This is a genomic window from Shewanella morhuae, from assembly GCF_003028295.1.
Taxonomy (GTDB): Bacteria; Pseudomonadota; Gammaproteobacteria; order Enterobacterales; family Shewanellaceae; genus Shewanella; species Shewanella morhuae.
In genome coordinates this window covers 1170278-1186813 of record NZ_PYSG01000002.1, presented here as the reverse complement: position 1 = coordinate 1186813, position 16536 = coordinate 1170278, and the positions used below count along the sequence as shown (strand labels likewise).

The 16536-nt window shown below is 43.5% G+C and carries 11 protein-coding genes; 8 read left to right on the top strand and 3 right to left on the bottom strand.

Going from position 1 to position 16536, the window contains the following annotated elements; translation table 11 throughout:
• Nucleotides 1–34: 34 nt before the first annotated feature.
• Both pdsS and C9I43_RS05765 read left to right on the top strand, forming a co-directional pair.
• Nucleotides 35–2194, top strand: coding sequence for a proteobacterial dedicated sortase system histidine kinase (gene pdsS, locus C9I43_RS05770; RefSeq protein ID WP_076500272.1), 2160 nt, complete (start codon nt 35–37; stop codon nt 2192–2194).
• Nucleotides 2195–2505: 311 nt separating this feature from the next.
• Nucleotides 2506–3705 carry a cystathionine beta-lyase gene (locus C9I43_RS05765; RefSeq protein ID WP_076500248.1) on the top strand — a complete coding sequence of 400 codons (1200 nt, stop codon included), beginning with the start codon at nt 2506–2508 and terminating at the stop codon, nt 3703–3705.
• A 199-nt stretch (nt 3706–3904) separates the two neighbouring features.
• Here C9I43_RS05765 and C9I43_RS05760 read toward each other — a convergent pair whose 3' ends face one another.
• A complete protein-coding gene (locus C9I43_RS05760) occupies nt 3905–4390 on the bottom strand; it encodes a CreA family protein (protein ID WP_076500249.1) in 486 nt (161 codons plus the stop codon).
• A 48-nt stretch (nt 4391–4438) separates the two neighbouring features.
• Entirely contained in the window at nt 4439–5899 is a 1461-nt protein-coding gene (yegD, locus tag C9I43_RS05755; RefSeq protein WP_107882663.1) for a molecular chaperone, read from the bottom strand.
• A gap of 226 nt (nt 5900–6125) precedes the next feature.
• On the opposite strand from yegD, the gene ppk1 reads away from it, so the two are divergent.
• The 6 genes from ppk1 to atcC all read left to right on the top strand — a co-directional run bounded on the left by ppk1 (nt 6126) and on the right by atcC (nt 12633).
• Nucleotides 6126–8297: a polyphosphate kinase 1 gene (ppk1, locus tag C9I43_RS05750; protein WP_181317853.1), complete on the top strand. Its 2172-nt coding sequence runs from the start codon at nt 6126–6128 to the stop codon at nt 8295–8297.
• Between the two features lie 42 nt (nt 8298–8339).
• A complete protein-coding gene (gene ppx / locus C9I43_RS05745; protein WP_373455338.1) occupies nt 8340–9875 on the top strand; it encodes an exopolyphosphatase in 1536 nt (511 codons plus the stop codon).
• A 257-nt stretch (nt 9876–10132) separates the two neighbouring features.
• The gene (gene atcJ / locus C9I43_RS05735; protein WP_076500256.1) at nt 10133–10417 is read left to right on the top strand and encodes a cold adaptation protein ActJcold adaptation protein ActJ; all 285 of its coding nucleotides are present in this window, start codon (nt 10133–10135) and stop codon (nt 10415–10417) included.
• 22 nt (nt 10418–10439) lie between these two features.
• Nucleotides 10440–10967, top strand: coding sequence for a cold adaptation protein AtcA (atcA, locus tag C9I43_RS05730; protein WP_107882661.1), 528 nt, complete (start codon nt 10440–10442; stop codon nt 10965–10967).
• Nucleotides 10967–11725 (top strand): cold adaptation protein AtcB, encoded by a 759-nt coding sequence (gene atcB / locus C9I43_RS05725; RefSeq protein ID WP_107882659.1) that lies wholly within the window; start codon nt 10967–10969, stop codon nt 11723–11725. The genes atcA and atcB overlap by 1 nt, the downstream gene beginning before the upstream one ends.
• An 11-nt stretch (nt 11726–11736) precedes the next feature.
• Nucleotides 11737–12633, top strand: a complete 897-nt coding sequence (gene atcC / locus C9I43_RS05720) for a cold adaptation protein AtcC (protein WP_107882657.1) — start codon at nt 11737–11739, stop codon at nt 12631–12633.
• Nucleotides 12634–13526: 893 nt separating this feature from the next.
• Here atcC and C9I43_RS05715 read toward each other — a convergent pair.
• Nucleotides 13527–15839 carry a sigma factor-like helix-turn-helix DNA-binding protein gene (locus tag C9I43_RS05715; protein ID WP_181317852.1) on the bottom strand — a complete coding sequence of 771 codons (2313 nt, stop codon included), beginning with the start codon at nt 15837–15839 and terminating at the stop codon, nt 13527–13529.
• Between the last annotated feature and the right edge of the window lie 697 nt (nt 15840–16536).

Sequence of the window (16536 nt, the reverse complement as noted above, 5' to 3'; positions counted from 1 at the left end):
TATCTTTAATTCTATAAATGCTGATACCTAAATGATGATACGTTTCCCCTTTGGTCTTCGCACTAAAGTCATCGGCCTTAGCCTGTTTTTGCTCTGCCTACCTTGGCTGGGGTATCAATACGTGTGGGAAATGGAAAAATATCTACGCCACGGTCAAGAACGCACGTTAGAGGGCACAACTCAAGCACTGGCGACTGCACTACACGAGCGGCCTAAATTATTTGATGGACAGGCGAGTTTTTTAAAACAAGTAGAGAAAAGCCGTGATTTATATGCCTATCCATTAGCAGGAGCAATTTTACTCGATGGCAAACTCAACGAGTGGCAGGAGTATCAGCACCGATTTATACAATATGGTGAAGCGCATCAAATCATGCGCGCCAACCCAAATACACCGCTCACCTTAAGTTTTACCCACATGGTCGGCCAGTACGATGGTTATCTATATGCTTTTTTTCAGGTCATCGACCCAAGCGTCGTTTTTCGCGGGAAAAATGCCTTAAGTGTCGATAGAAACGATCATCTCTCGATTGCGACTCTGTCACCGGACAATAAATTCAAACGCTATATCATTACCACTACGCAACCGGGTTGGATTAGCGCATTTGAATTACCCGCTAACCCTAAACAAACGGTGCCCGTCACTCCAGAGGTACGTATTCAAGGCCAATGGGCGACTACCGATGTGGGTTACAATATCGAGCTGCGTATCCCTTTAAACATGGTCGGCAGCAAGCTTGGATTTGCCATTGCTGATGTTAACGACAGTAAATACCGCGATGTGGTTGCTGTAGTCGGAACCTCAGCCTTAGATACGGTAGATAACCTCGGTACAGTATTGGTACCGTCGCCTGAAATCGAAGGTATTATCAAGGGCATGAGCCATAACAGCTCACGTATATGGGTAGTCGATAAACATGGCCGCGTACTGGCTAAATCTGGCGATATTCGCGCAAATAATAGTGTGTGGACTCGCACTTTAGAGGATGAAAAAAGCACCACGTTATGGCAAACCTTCAAGCGCGATTACCTGCGTCCACTGTATTATAAAATCCTCACAAAACCGCCCAAAGATTTTATTGATGCCTTACAAGACTCGACTGAACTTGACGGTAGCCATATCCAAAAGGCGCTCGCGGGTCAGCAAGGTTCAACGTGGCGTTTAACTCCAGATAATAAAGCCGTCGTACTCACTGCCGCCAGTCCAATTTGGATTGATAACAATGTGATGGGCGCCGTTGTCGCCGAAGAAACCACCCACGGCATCCGTTCACTACGTAACCGTGCGCTAGAAAAACTGTTTAACGTGATTTTAACCATTATGAGTATGGGCACTTTAGCGCTATTTTTCTTCGCATCAAGTATTTCAAACCGTATTCGCAAACTGCGCGATGAAGCGGAAAATGCCATTGATAGCCAAGGTCGAGTACGCAATCACCTCAAGCCATCTAAAGCACGGGATGAAATTGGCGATTTATCACGCAGCTTTTCCAGCATCGTTGGACGTTTAGGCCAATACACACACTATTTAGAAAATATGTCATCACGCTTGTCCCATGAACTACGCACCCCCGTAGCCGTTGTGCGTTCATCTCTTGAGCATTTAAATCTGCAAACATTAGATAAAGACACGCAGAAATATGTCGACCGCGCCCAAGAAGGTGTCAGTCGTTTAAGCATGATTTTAAATAATATGAGCGAAGCAACCCGCTTAGAGCAGAGTTTAACTCAAGCTGACATCTGTAAATTCCCACTCTCCCAAGTGGTTAGTGGTTGTATGCAAGGTTATCAAATGACCTATCCAGAACAGCGCTTTAGTGTAAAAGTGCCTGAACAACCACTGATGATGCAAGGCGTGCCCGAATACATAGCGCAGTTGATGGACAAACTTATCGCCAACGCGATTGAGTTTTGCGATAAAGACAGCGCTATCGAAGTCACGCTCACCCAAGTCGGCAAGCAAGCCACATTGCTGATTAGTAATTTAGGGCCAGAACTCCCACTTAATATGTCGGAGCAGATTTTTGACTCCATGGTGTCGGTAAGGATAAATCAAGTCCAAGACAAACCCCATCTTGGTTTAGGGCTGTATATCGCCCGATTAGTTGCTGAGTTTCACCAGGGACAAATCCTCGCCCGTAATCGTAGTGAGCGTAATGGCGTAGATATTCTAGTGACGCTGCCTTTAAGCTAAAATGGCTGTGCATGGGTAAAAGTTAATATTGGCGCAGATAAACAGCCATTACGCTTACTCAGCAGCACGGGCGATTTTTATCTTAAAATCGCACATGCCGGAGGCAATAACATGAGTCAAACTCATCACCACGCCTCCTGTCATTTTGGCGTGCAAATGCTAAGATGGCCAATATAACAACAGATTACACTCTCTTGTCGCTGCTTTTGAAAGTAGCTTGTCTCAAAAGAATTAAGTGTTCTCTAAGCGTAAGTGTTTTTCAAAACTTGCCTAACTGATTTGTTCACCCTACATGCCAAGGTAATTCTCCAATGACAGATAAACCTCATCAAGCCACCCAAATTGTCAGCTTAGGTCGAGATAAAAAATGGACCAAAGGCGTAATCAATCCGCCCGTTTTTCGAGCTTCGACTATTGTGTTTGAAACGATGGAAGAAATGCGCCACGCCGCTAAAAACAAAACTAATGGCGAAATGTTTTATGGCCGCCGTGGTACTCCAACTCATTTTTCGTTTCAAGCGGCGATTGCCGAATTGGAAGGCGGCGTAGGCACGGCACTTTATCCTTCTGGCGCGGCGGCGATAAGCGCTGCATTACTATCATTTTTAAAAGCGGGCGATCACCTATTAATGGTTGATAGCGTGTATGAGCCAACGCGAGATTTGTGTACCCATATTCTCGGCGGTTTTGGTATTGAAACCACCTATTACAATCCGCTAATTGGCGCTGGAATTAGCGAGCTTATCCGCCCCAATACTAAGGTGTTATTTTTAGAGTCTCCCGGTTCTATCACCATGGAAGTGCAAGATGTGCCAACGTTATGCCGCATCGCCCACGAACATGGGCTGATTACTATGCTCGACAACACGTGGGCCTCACCCATCAATAGTAAGCCCTTTGAAATGGGCGTAGATATTTCGATTCAAGCGGCAACCAAATATATCGTTGGTCACTCGGATGTGATGATAGGCACCGCCACCGCCAATGAACAATACTGGCCACAATTACGTGAACACAGTTATTTAATGGGGCAAACCACCTCACCAGACGATGTGTATCTTGCCGCCCGCGGCCTGCGCACCTTAGGCGTGCGTATGGCGCAACATGAAAAAAATGCCCTACAAGTTGCCAACTGGTTGAAAACTCGGCCAGAAGTTGATCATCTACGGCATCCAGCCTTTGATACCTGCCCCGGCCACGAGTTTTTTAAACGCGACTTTAGTGCCTCAAACGGCTTGTTCTCTTTTGTATTAAAACAAGGCGACGCCGATGCAGTTACCGCACTGGTTGAAAATATGCATCACTTTAAAATGGGTTTCTCTTGGGGCGGCTACGAGAGTTTAATACTTGGTATTTTTGGCATTGATAAAATCCGCTCGGCAACGCAGTGGGATGCAAGTAAACCGTTAATTCGTGTGCATATTGGTTTAGAAGATCCCGCGGATTTAATTGCCGATCTCAGCGCAGGCTTTGAACGCTTTAATGCCGTGTTGGCGGCTAAAGCGAAGTAGCCATATTTCAACGTCGCTGTAATTACCTATTACCTATTACCTACAACCGACTAGGTGATTAGCTGAATAACGAAGCGGTTTAGTGGCAAGTGCTCGCATATAAAAAAAGGGGCGGAATCAATATTCCGCCCCTTTTTATTTCTGTTTACTGTAAATATTTAGGCTAATAAATAAAGCTAACTTATTCAATGAGCCTCGATTAATTCGCTTTACCCACCTTTAACGCAGGATCGATCCACGCCGCCGAGCCATAAAGCGGCACAGTTGAGAGTGCATGTTTATGGCTGCCATTAGTCTCTTTGGTCGAATAGGATAAATACAACAACGTCTGGTTTTGCGCATCATAAATTCGGCGCACTTTTAATGACTTAAACAAAATACTTAAGGATTCAGTAAAAATCACTTCACCGTGCTTGCCCATGTCAATCTTAGCGAGATCGGCTGCATTAATTGGCCCTGTTTGACGGCAACTGATGCTCATGTCGGAGGGATCGGCAAAATCTAAATTAGCCTCAATACGACTAATATGACAAGTTACGCCTGGGATTTTAGGATCTTGTTTCGCATCAATAATCACATCTTTGGTGGTAAAAAGCCCTAGGCTCACCTTACCCACATCGTCACCGCAGCCAGCGAGTAATAAACCCACCGTTACCGCAAACGCACACTTAAGTCGTGTTCTCATCCATACATCCTTTTACGTTAGTGCTGCTTATACATAAGTGCTTATATATTAGTGCTTAGCAAATATCTTTTGTGCCCAGCGGGTTAGCCCTGCCGTCACTGAGCCAAAATGGTCCCCCACCACTACTGGAATATCAGGATAAATACCGCTGATTTTAGCGTAAATAGCGGGGCTTCGCGCGGTACCACCGGTCACGTAAATGACATCGGGTTTACATTCTGGCTCAACATCTTCACTCGCAATATTTTCACTCAACACATGGTTAGCAACCAAAGTTTGTGCCGCTTGTGCGAGCGCTTGATGCATTAAGGCTTCCACTTTTGTCAGCGACGACTCAATGGCATTCTCAAACAATTCACGGCTCACATCAGCGTGCAGCGTTGCTTCAATAAAATCGAGGTTAATATCGGTATTTTCAGCATCAGACAACGCAATTTTAGCGCGCTCGGCTTGGCGAACTAACTGATAGCTTAACTGCTGCAGTTGCACTTTTAACAGTCGGCTCAATAACTGCGGCTGCTCGGCTTCTTTAATCAATTCATCAATCAATTTACGACTACTTAGCGTATTGAACTCTCGCTGGGCACTAATATCGTTGACCGCCACCGCATTCCAAAATGCTTTACTGGGCATAGGTTTGCCATTAGTCATGGGTGAACCTAAACCAAAGTGCGGCATAAAGGCATTCATTGCAAGGGCGATATCAAGGTCGTTACCACCGATACGCTGACCGCTATGGCCGAGAAAATCTTCACTGCGATCCGCTTTATGTTTATGAGCCGGCCCCATTTTGACCACTGAGCAGTCGGTCGTACCGCCGCCCACGTCAACAACCAATACGGTTTTGTTGTCGGTCAAGGTCGCTTCATAATCCATTCCTGCTGCTAACGGCTCAAACAAAAAATCAACGCCGATAAAACCCGCGCGTTTTGCCGCTAAGGTGAGAATGGTTTCTGCCTGACGGTTACTTTCTTCGCCGCCTATGCCTTGAAAGTTCACTGGCCGACCAATCACTGCATGGGTAATTGTCGCCTCTGCGCCGGGTTTAGCCAGACCCTTTTCAACCAATATCGATTCGGCGCGCACTTTAATATGCATCATCATCAGGGTAACAATATCTTCAAACAGGGCAACCTGTTCGGGTCTTAAACCCGTTGCACCTAAAAAAGATTTTGGCGAACGGACATAAAACCCTTCCTCCGGCATGTCTAAATAGGCGCTTACCGCTTGCTCACCAACAAAGACCGCTTGGGTGTTGGCATCGAGATCTAACTCGTGGCGCACCATACGGGCGCGACTTATTTGCGCGGCACGTTTATTAGCGTAATCGGCCTTAAATTCAGTAGGAAGACCGCGATAAACTGCCTCGGCGATGAGCTCTCTGTCCATCGCATATAAGGTCGAAGGTAAATAAGCTGATTGCTCTGACAAGGCCAATAACTGCACAGTATCACCCTGCATAATCCCTATGGCGCAGTTAGCACTTCCATAATCAAATCCAACAAACATACCTTTACTCCCGCGATAAAAAAGCCGAGCACAATAGCATAGTTTGCAATAATGCCCAAGGAGTTAACGTGCACCATTAGCCACGTTACACCATCAAGTTTCACCTAACAAAAGCTAGGAGCAACGTTAATACCACAACAAATTTAATCACCTAAAGCTGATTGCACAAACACGGATGAGTGTTATTGTATATCGCGCCATGACGCTTGCTTAAAGGAGCTGTGCAGTGTCCCCCAATACCGACAAACTTTCGATTGATAAAGAACTCTCTTGGCTATCTTTTAACGAGCGAGTGTTGCAAGAAGCCTGCGATCATAATGTACCGTTAGTGGAACGAGTGCGCTTTTTAGGCATATTTTCCAATAATATGGATGAGTTTTTCAGGGTGCGTGTCGCTTCGGTTAGGCGCTCAATGCTGCTTTCATCCCTACAGGAAGGTCGCAGTAACAGCCGCCATTTAATGGCTAAAATTCAATCTAAAGTGATGGCGCTGCAAGAAAGATTCGACGGCATATACACGGACTTAATGCGCGAGCTTGTACGGCGTAATATTCTATTAATCAATGAAAAACAGCTAAGCGAGTTTCACAGCGACTGGCTAAAAAAGCATTTTAGAGACCATTTAAAACGGCATATTGCCCCGCTTATTGTCAACAATAACCGCGGTTTAGTTAAACAAATCAACGATGATGCCACCTATCTGTGTGTCTGTTTATTTACTAAAGCGCGCCGCCAATATGCCCTAGTCGAAGTGCCCACTAAAAATGTACCGCGTTTTATCGAACTCCCGACTGAAAAGAGTAAAACAAAAAAGTATTTAATCTTACTCGACAATATTATTCGCCATTGCGTAGATGAGCTCTTTGGCCCCTTCTTCGAGTACGATGCCATTGAAGTATTTTCAATGAAATTAACCCGTGATGCCGATTTTGATATCACCGACGAGCTAGAGCAAACTCAGCTCGAAAAAATGACCAAAGGCCTTAAAAAACGTCTCACCGCCGAGCCGGTACGGTTAGTGTATGACAAAGAAATGCCCGAACATATGTTGGTCATGCTCAAAGATAATTTGAACATCAGCTCGACCGAATGCTTGATCCCTGGTGGGCGTTATCACAGTTTTAAAGACTTTATTGATTTTCCAAACCCAAGCCGAGATTATCTCGAAAATGAAAAGCTACCCGCACTCAATAGTGCAGGTTTTGGCCGCTGTGCCAACAGCTTCGATGCCATTCGGATGGGCGATATTATGCTTAACTATCCGTATCATAAGTTTTCGCACTTTACCGAAATGGTGCGCCAAGCGGCATATGATCCTGCGGTACGTTTTATTCGCATTAGCTTATATCGAGTAGCTAAAAAATCCCATGTGGTGCAATCGCTTGTCGATGCAGTGAGAAACGGTAAGCAGGTTACGGCGGTTATCGAGCTCAGAGCTAGATTTGATGAACAATCTAATATTGAGTGGACACGCATCTTGGCCGAAGCGGGCGTGAAGGTTCATCACGGAATTACCAGCTTAAAAGTGCATTCTAAATTGTGTTTAATTGGCCGCGAAGAACAAGGGGAAATTAAACTCTATTGTCACGTCGGCTCAGGCAACTTTAACGAGGGCACGGCGCGAGTGTATACCGACTTGTCGCTGTTTACCGCCAATCAAGAAATTGCCCAAGAGGTTGAACAAGTATTTGATCTCATTGAGCATCCATATCGCCGCGATAACTTCCAGCACTTAATCGTATCGCCCTACGATGCCAGACAAAAACTCAGCAGCTTGATTGATAATGAAATCATCAATGCTCAAAACCATATCAAAGCGGCGATCACCTTAAAATTAAATAACTTACTCGATGAGTCGTTGGTGCAAAAACTGTATGAAGCATCGGCGGCTGGGGTCAAAATCAAGCTACTGATTCGTGGTATGTGTTCGCTCATTCCTCAAATTCCGGGGATCAGCGATAATATCGAAATTTACAGTATTGTAGACCGATTCCTCGAGCATTCCCGCGTGATGTTATTCCATGCTGGCGGCGAAAATAAACTTTTTCTCTGCTCCGCGGATTGGATGAGCCGCAATATTGATAATCGTGTTGAAGTAAGTGTACCTATTTATGATCTGCGCTTAAAACAGATGGTCATGGATATTTTATCATTACAATTCAATGACAATACTAAAGCTCGCATCATCAATAAGGATCAAAGTAATCCTTATCGCAATCGTGGTAACAAGCGAAAAGTACGCTCTCAAATTGCCATTTATCAGTATTTGATTAATTATGAAAAGCGTCAACAGCAAGAATTCAATGCCTTACAACAGCAAACCCATGATGAGGATGCTCAGCAAGATGACTCTGCTGCGCCCGATATAAATCAACAGTTACAGGCCAACGTTGGCTAAATGCTGACTTTATTTCACTGCCATTGCTTAAGGATAATCTGATTGGGCGCTACTCATTCGCAAACACAGTCACCAATTAATATGTTGACACCATCAGCCTCGAACCATTTTGTCGCCATCGATATGGGGTCAAACAGTTTCCATCTTATTATTGCCCGCGAGCAAGATGGCAGCTTGCAAATTTTGCACAAAGAAAAACAACAGGTTCAGCTCGCAACGGGGCTCGATGCACACAATGTGCTTGACGATGCAGCCATTGAACGTGGCCTCAACTGCCTACGAGATTTTAATCAAAGATTTTCTAATCTCGACCAAGCCCAAGTACGCTTAGTCGCGACCCACACTCTGAGAATTGCCAAAAATCGCGAACAATTTATCCAAGCAGCGCTCGCTATTATGCCCTATCCGGTAGAAGTGATTTCGGGCCATGAAGAAGCGCGCTTAATTTATAATGGCATTGCCCAAAGCCAAGTGCTTGGAAAAAGTAATTTAGTCATAGATATAGGCGGCGGCTCTACCGAGGTTGTGATCGGTCATAAAAATACCCCAACACAATTATCGAGCCTGCGCTGCGGCTGCGTGAGTTTTAATGAACGTTTTTTTACCGATGGCCGTATTACCTCAGCTTCGTTTCGTGATGCACAAAGCGCGGCCGATAAACAGTTTGCCTCACTCTCAAAGGAATATTTTGCCGGCGGCTGGGAGCTCACCTTAGGCAGCTCAGGTACCGTCAAAGCCATCTGCGAAGCGATTCAAGAAGAACACGGCGATGAAACCATAACACTGTCACGGCTAAAAAAACTCAAGGTCAAGTTGATCAAGTGTGGCCATATTAACCAGATAGAATTTGCCCATGTTGATGATAAACGCACGCCTTTAGTGCCCGCCGGCCTAGCTATTTTAATCAGCTTTTTTAGGCGCTTACCGATACATAAACTGGAGTTTAGCACTGGCGCCCTTCGTGAAGGCGTACTCTATGAACTGGCAAAAATTGGCCAGTATCAAGATATTCGCCACCGCACCGTTGATAGTATTGCCCAGCTTTATCATATCGATATGGCCCACGCCACTAAGGTGCGCGATACCGCTATGGCGCTGTTTGAACAGGTGGCCCATGACTGGCAATTAAGGCCGCACGCGCGCCTACTCGCCTACAGCGCAACCTTACATGAAATTGGGCTACACATTAATTCAAAGTCTTTGCATAAACACGGTGGCTATATCATCAGTAACAGTGATTTGCCTGGGTTTAGCGAAGCATTACAATTAGATTTAGCACGGCTTATCAGCAACCATCGAAAAAAGCCCAATGCCTTGATGCTCACTGAGCTTGAGCCCAGCCATAAACTCACATTAAATCGACTACTGTGCCTACTACGGCTCGCAATATTACTTAATCTGGGTCGTATCGCCAAAACGCTGACCTTAGATCATATCAAGGTCATTCCTGATGGACTGATGCTAGTGCTACCAAGCCATAAGCGAAAAATCAGCTTATTTATGAAAGATTTACAGCGTGAGCAAAAACAAATGCTCACCCTTGGGATGAACCTACGTTTAGTGTCGAGCTTAAGTTAGCATTAGGTGTAATTCTGACTTGGATACAAGATTTAAGCGACATAACAGCGTGCTAACGTAATGAGTCGCAACAGATTAAAGTTAAAAGAATTTTTACCTGCCACTAAAGCATAAATTCCTGCTCGCGCGTTTGCCGCTGAGTAGGGATTTCTGCTATGATCCACGGCTGACTGATATAATTCCACGAATTTAAAGATGATCAGAGTCAAACCCTTTTTATCTTGCGATATCAGAACCATCGCCTTGTAGGTATAAGCATGATTAACCACTTTAGTGTGCTCGGCATAAAACCCAGTGCCAAAGAAGACGACATTAAAAAAGCCTATCGACGGCTGTCAAACAAATATCATCCCGACAAGTTGTTAGGCGCCTCAGAAGAGGAAAAGCAGCAAGCTGCCATACAACTTGAACGCGTTAAAAATGCTTATGATGTGTTATCAGATCCTAAGCGACGAAATGCGTTTATTAAAGATTTCAATAACGTAATAGTGACCGATCCAGCCAGCGCCATGCGCGAGCTGTGGGACCAATTTTATCCTTGAGCGTTTTCTAGAGTAGTGCCAAATGGTTAAAAAATTGAATATCTCACGCATTAATGAGCTAAAAAATAATGCCTACGACAATATCGAATCCTATGACGATCCTGATACACCTAAAGCGCTAGAGCAATTTACTAGCCAAATCAAAAAGGTGTTAGAAGCCGATCCTAAGATACTCGATACTGTGCCTGAATACCTGCCCGTTGCACTTTATGGTCGAATTAAGTTTCCCGCTGAAGCCAAGCTCAAGTGGGCACAGTGGATAAACACGGCAACTCAACCCGAGTGGGATGAATTCAAAGTCACTATTGGCTTTAACAATGCCGATTTACCTCTGGTGTTGGCCGTACGCGGTTACTCCGAAACCTTATTGATAGAAAGCTGCGCCGTATTGTATTTACTTGAAATTCAAGGTAAAGCTACACCAGCAGCAAAGCATCACGACGATGAAGATGATGACAACGACTATGTTGGCACGTCCGATAACGACGATGATGATGAAGGCGAAGAAGAAGATGGCTATTACGATCACTATGATGACGAGGACCGCTAATGAACACTAGTCTCATTGAGATTACCGTCGCTGAAATTAAGCAGTTAGCGGATGTAGAGCCAAAACAAGCCAGTAAACGCTTTGAAATCATCGCCAATACCATGAGCGACGCGCAATTAGTCGAAGTTATCGAACACATGGATATCGTCACGCTGACACAAATCAACAGTCACCATGATATCTCCTGCCCTTCGATCATGTCTGAACTCATGACGCCAGAACAAATTCGCGACATCGTCTGTCAGCAGCCTTTGTACTGGGAAGAAAAAATTAAAAACAATGCCGAAGAACTGATTCAGCATACCTTTGATTTTTTGACCTATTTAATTCGTATCCAGGATAGCGAACAAAAACAAACTGCCATTTTAGAATGTATCGCCGACGATCCTGCTGGCCTCTTTTACTTATCGATCCCGTTTATCGAAATGATGTTAGGCGAGAAGCATGAAGATGAAGACGGCTACACCGATCTCTATGATGACGAAGAAGACACTGAAACCATCGGCTACGACAGCCGCGTTGCCAGTGAAGATGCACACAGCCTCAGCATAGACGACCCACGCAGCCTAATGGCCTTAATCCACGAGCTCGCGCCCGATGTTGAAAAAGCCATCAAGAGTTTACTGCGTAACGAAAGCTCAGGTTGGGAAATGATCATCAGTAAGTTTGTTAACGAACTGGTAATTCAAGCCAAAGAGAAAAACCAAGTGACGGATGAATACGCTGAAGTCGATGATATGTTTAGCTTTTTGGATTAAGGAATTATTTGATGCAATTGGTACTGCGTGATGTAGATCAAGGGCCCTACCTGAGCAAGGTATTAGCCCAAGGCCAAGCAGACGACACGCTGAGCGATGAACAGCTGTCACAAATCAAATCCAAAGCTATTTTGATGAGCCTCAAACTGGCCGATAAATTTTACAACAAATACAAAATGCACCTGCTCGAACAAGCAGCGCACGATGTGATTGGCGTAGTCAGTCTTGGCTTGCTGGAGTTATCCAGCCAAAATCCGCAGCAAGCAATACGTTTATTGCTCAACGCCGATGGCGTAGTCAAATGCTTTCAAAAAGGCTGGAGCATGCTCAGCACTGTCAGCAAGCATAAACTCGTCAACGGCAAGTCACTGTACGGTGATGTTGACAAGTTCTTGCTTGAACAAGTGTCTAGCCCGCCAGATGCAGAAGAATGGTTAGGCTATGAAGCCTATCAAGATGCCCTACTTGAGCATCAGCGCCAACAGTCAATTGGAGCTCTATTCGCGCAATTTTACGCGCAATCGAGCTATGACCCGCTAGATTTTCTCAATCTAGAGAGTGTATTAGCCGAAGTGGTACTGTATCGATTATTGTTTGATGGCGCCAAAGTCAGGCAGGATTTGAAAAAGCGTATCGGCAAAATCACTCTAAAAGATGAGTGGTTTACCCGTGAGCATATTGAATTGGAAACCCAGAAAGCGTTAGCAGAATTACCCGCAGAACTCGCTGAAACCATCAGTAAAGATCTCGGTAAAAACTTTGCTCCCGCCCTGCTGCGTACTCTGCACTTTGCGAAAAGCTATCGCGAACTCTTACTCAGCGACGCCTCACCCGAGCGCTTAGAAAGATTCGAATACAAAGAAGGTCTTGTCGGCCTCCTCGGCTGGCCACTCTACATATCACTTTAATCATTAATAAATTTAGTAATTTGATTAATGATTGAATAGCTTAGAAATGAGTGCTTTATTGAAAAATAAAGCACTTTTTTATTGTCTTTTTTATACAAAATCCCAACAATCAGTCTTTCAGTTTCGAGTGGTTTTAGCGTAGGGCTTGATAACGCCTTGGGAACAGATACGTGTTGAAAAGTAGTGTTTGGGGATCAGTAATTTTAGTTGTGAGAAGTTTAGCGTTTACGGATATCCACTCACACAGGCTTGCCATGTCATTCACTCATCGACACTGTGAATAGAAACCTAGGGTTTCTGAGCTTATAAACGAGAGTCATGGACGCCGAACTGGCAGTTAAACACGGATGTTGTTCAAGTCCTTCCTTGGATGCTCCGACCGCCCCGTCTGATGTGAAAGGATTCACAAATGCCGCGATGGCATGGATGCCAAAAAGCGGCCATGGGACGGACGGTCGTCTCGACAATCATCATGGCTCACCTTTCGTGCATTCGCGTAATCTGTAGATTTAAAAGACATACGCAACATACTTTGGGACAGAAATGTGTTGAAAAGTAGTGTTTGGGGATCAGTAATTTCAGTTGTTAGCAGTTTAGCGTTTACGGGTATCCACTCGCACAGGCTTGCCATAGTATTTGCTCGTCGACTCGCAGCAAGTCCGTCCTTGGATGCTCGACCGCCCCGTCCATGGGGCGAACGGTCGTCTCGCCAATCACCATGGCTCACCTTTCTAGCACTGGCGTAGTCAGTAAGTTTTAAAGAAATAAAAAGCACGTTTTGGGACAAAAGCGTGTTAGACCCGTTGCTCTAACTTATCGGTTTCGGATTAAAATTTGTATGAATTAACGTCCCGAACATAGTGAAGTAAGAGAGCTTCGGATTGTTAGATTTTTTATCCATTATCACGGAAAAAACAGATGTACTTGACAAAAAGATCTGCGATATAGTGTGCTTTATTAAATAAGTCCTTCCTTTCCTGTATGCTCGGCGTCTTTCCGTGCGCCCTATTGTTTCTCTCTTCTCTTAGTGTATTCAAATGATGCCCTTTTGTAACAATACCTTCTCTCACCACGCAGTCAATCATGTTAACTAATTTTGCTATATCTTTTGAGTTTATATTTAACAATCCACTTTCATTTTTATTTTTCAAATAGTCTTTTATGCTTGTCTCAAATATTAGACCTAACTCAAATAATGCTATATCAACATTATCTATTGTTAAAAATGACAATGGTCTACCAAGTAAAGAAATAGTTTTACTGCAAGTTGTATATTTAGTTATATCAATCTCAATTTTTTCAACATCTTCATTGTGCATGTAAACCGCATAGAAATTATTTCCTTCTTTGAACTTTTGAATATCGCTCATTCTTTCTAGGTATTGATAAAACGTTGGTCGAATGCATTCAACGTTCTTTGTAACCAGCTTAAAAAGATCCCCTTTTTTCATGGGGATGTTCGGCTTTTCAAACAAAATAGATCTAATTTCTTGCTGAACTTGGTTTAGAAGAAGGGGCCGCTCCTCGAACTTTGAACTCAATTTTTCTGTGTCTTTACAATGAACTATTTTGTTTCTCCTACCGTTTTCTTGAGTTATTTGCAATGCCTTGGTAGTGCATATCCTCTGCCTAACACTTACCTCTGATAGACCGGTTGATATAGACACAGCTCTTATCAACTCAGAAAGCTCTACTGGGTTTTTAATACTAATAACAGCCTTAATGGACTCATTAAAATCAGAAACTGAAATCGATTCGCTTTTTTTGGATTTTTCTGCTGGTTGAAGTCTCCAGGCACTGAGAGCATATTCCCCTCTTCCAACTCTTGAAAATATCGATTGATCACTCAAATAGACTTTTAATGAGTTTAAGGAAGCATCTGGCCTTATTTTTTCTACGGCCAGTTTTATCTCGGTAAACTTAAGCGGCTTTCCTTCAGAATGCAAGACGTTCTCGATAGCTTGCATTATCGTTATATTGGTTACATTATTCCAATATGCCAGAGCCCATTCTCCGCTCTTTCCAATAGGAACAAATCTTTTATCAGCGACTAATTGATTCTTCAAGTTTGTTTCTTTAATTAAATCTGAATATATAGTCGATTTTGATAAAAAATTTATTTCCTGAGCAATCTTAGAAAAATGCATGGGTTTTCCTGACGATTCAAGCACGCGAAAAGCCTTGTCTGAAGCACTTCTAAGCCTTGAAAATTTTACAAGAATATGATCTTCTTGGAATTCAATATCTTTAGTGGCAGATAGCGCAATTTTTATCGAATCATTTGAAATATTTGATTTCTTCCCACTCTTTCTCTTGGCGCCGACTATTAAATCAAAAACTGGCAAAGAGTCAGCTCTATCATATATATGATCAAGAGCTTGAAAAACAGATTCGATTTCATGTTTTTCGTATTTTTCAGTAACACACCAAGCTTCCGATATTTCCCCTCTAAATCCGATAATGTTTTTAGGAAGTTTAGTGTATCCTGACACCTCCATAAACAATTCTAAATATACTTCACTCAGTTTATCTCCAAATTTATCTGCAAAAACATGCTCTATATCTTCTTTCAAAATCAGCCATTCATACTCTTTCAGACTCTCCAGGAAAGATGCGTAAGCTTTATATATTTTATGGGAGAGCTTCCAAGTGCATCTTTTTAATTCGTCTATTAATACCAGTCGTAATTCTTTAATAGACTTTGCTTCGACTTGCCTTATTCTTTCGCGCGTCACGTCATAAAATGCACCTAAATCCTCCAATGTATATTTTCTGTTTCCACTTAGACCAAAGCGCTTTTTGAGAACGTCAGTATCCCGCTTAATATTTGAGGATTTCTTTTTTGATAGATACAGTTCAACAATCGCTGGAAAAGCTTCGACAAGATTACCGTTTGTCGACGAGAGAAATTCTTCTCTCGGATCAATATAAAGTTTCATCTTCTCGTCTGAGGCTAATGCGACCTCATTTATGAACTTATAAACGGCAGACCTCGTTTCGGAGACCGTCTTAACACCAACTCCTGTCGATTCTGATAGCTCAGACAATGTTAACTGCACTGCTTCATAGCTATTTTTTGCTCCGAGAGATATTAGAACATTACGAGCGCGAGTTGGTAATCCAATAGCATCTATAGGAATTTGGGAGGCTCTTTCCTTAAATATTGGAGTTATTTCTTGTGATAATTCATTTTCCCCAAAATCCATAAGTATTTCCGACTCCATATTTGAAATCTAACGTCTTAGTATTTATGCGCTGCGCTGTTTGCAGGGCATAAATCGCTTGTTGGACTTGGCCGCTGCCACATCCGTCTAAATTGGTATGAATGATGCTATAGGAATTTGCTTTTTTGCGGTAGCTATTTTTTATACAGTTTTGAGGGTAATCACTTGATATCGTTTTAGCTTTCTCATTTTTCGCGCTTATTTTTTGCTGATGAATCGCTATCTAACAACTCAAAACTCCAAGGAATACACCTCCCCTCGGAGTTGCCGCAGGGCGAATAGGCAAATTGCGTGAGTTCGGTCATGGATGACCGACTAGCTTTCGCAGGTGCAGGGACGCATCCTTCGGAAGCGATAGCAAATTTGTCAATGAGCACAAGGGGCTTTCAACTCCGTTGGGGCGTCTTGGAGCATCCAAGGAGGATAGGACGAGCAGTCCTCCTTGGTCGGGTGTGGGGTGAAGCCCCACGACTTTGATTTTGATTAATGCATTCAAACTACGAAACACACTTTAGGGCAATAGCTTTTCAGCTAATCAAGCAGCGAGAGGGTTAGTTAAAATAGGTATTGTTGCACCAGTGACCTTCTAAAACAGGGATATTTTATTAGCGCCCTCTGGGGGGCTTCTTGTTAAATAAATAGACGGCGAGTCACAGAGGAAACAATGGCAATGAATACA

Bases quoted from the DNA above. Each gene is read 5' to 3' on its own strand.
- pdsS (WP_076500272.1), top strand. From the start codon at position 35: ATGATACGTTTCCCCTTTGGTCTTCGCACTAAAGTCATCGGCCTTAGC.
- C9I43_RS05765 (WP_076500248.1), top strand. From the start codon at position 2,506: ATGACAGATAAACCTCATCAAGCCACCCAAATTGTCAGCTTAGGTCGA.
- C9I43_RS05760 (WP_076500249.1), bottom strand. From the start codon at position 4,390: ATGAGAACACGACTTAAGTGTGCGTTTGCGGTAACGGTGGGTTTATTA.
- yegD (WP_107882663.1), bottom strand. From the start codon at position 5,899: ATGTTTGTTGGATTTGATTATGGAAGTGCTAACTGCGCCATAGGGATT.
- atcJ (WP_076500256.1), top strand. From the start codon at position 10,133: ATGATTAACCACTTTAGTGTGCTCGGCATAAAACCCAGTGCCAAAGAA.
- atcA (WP_107882661.1), top strand. From the start codon at position 10,440: ATGGTTAAAAAATTGAATATCTCACGCATTAATGAGCTAAAAAATAAT.
- atcB (WP_107882659.1), top strand. From the start codon at position 10,967: ATGAACACTAGTCTCATTGAGATTACCGTCGCTGAAATTAAGCAGTTA.
- atcC (WP_107882657.1), top strand. From the start codon at position 11,737: ATGCAATTGGTACTGCGTGATGTAGATCAAGGGCCCTACCTGAGCAAG.
- C9I43_RS05715 (WP_181317852.1), bottom strand. From the start codon at position 15,839: ATGGATTTTGGGGAAAATGAATTATCACAAGAAATAACTCCAATATTT.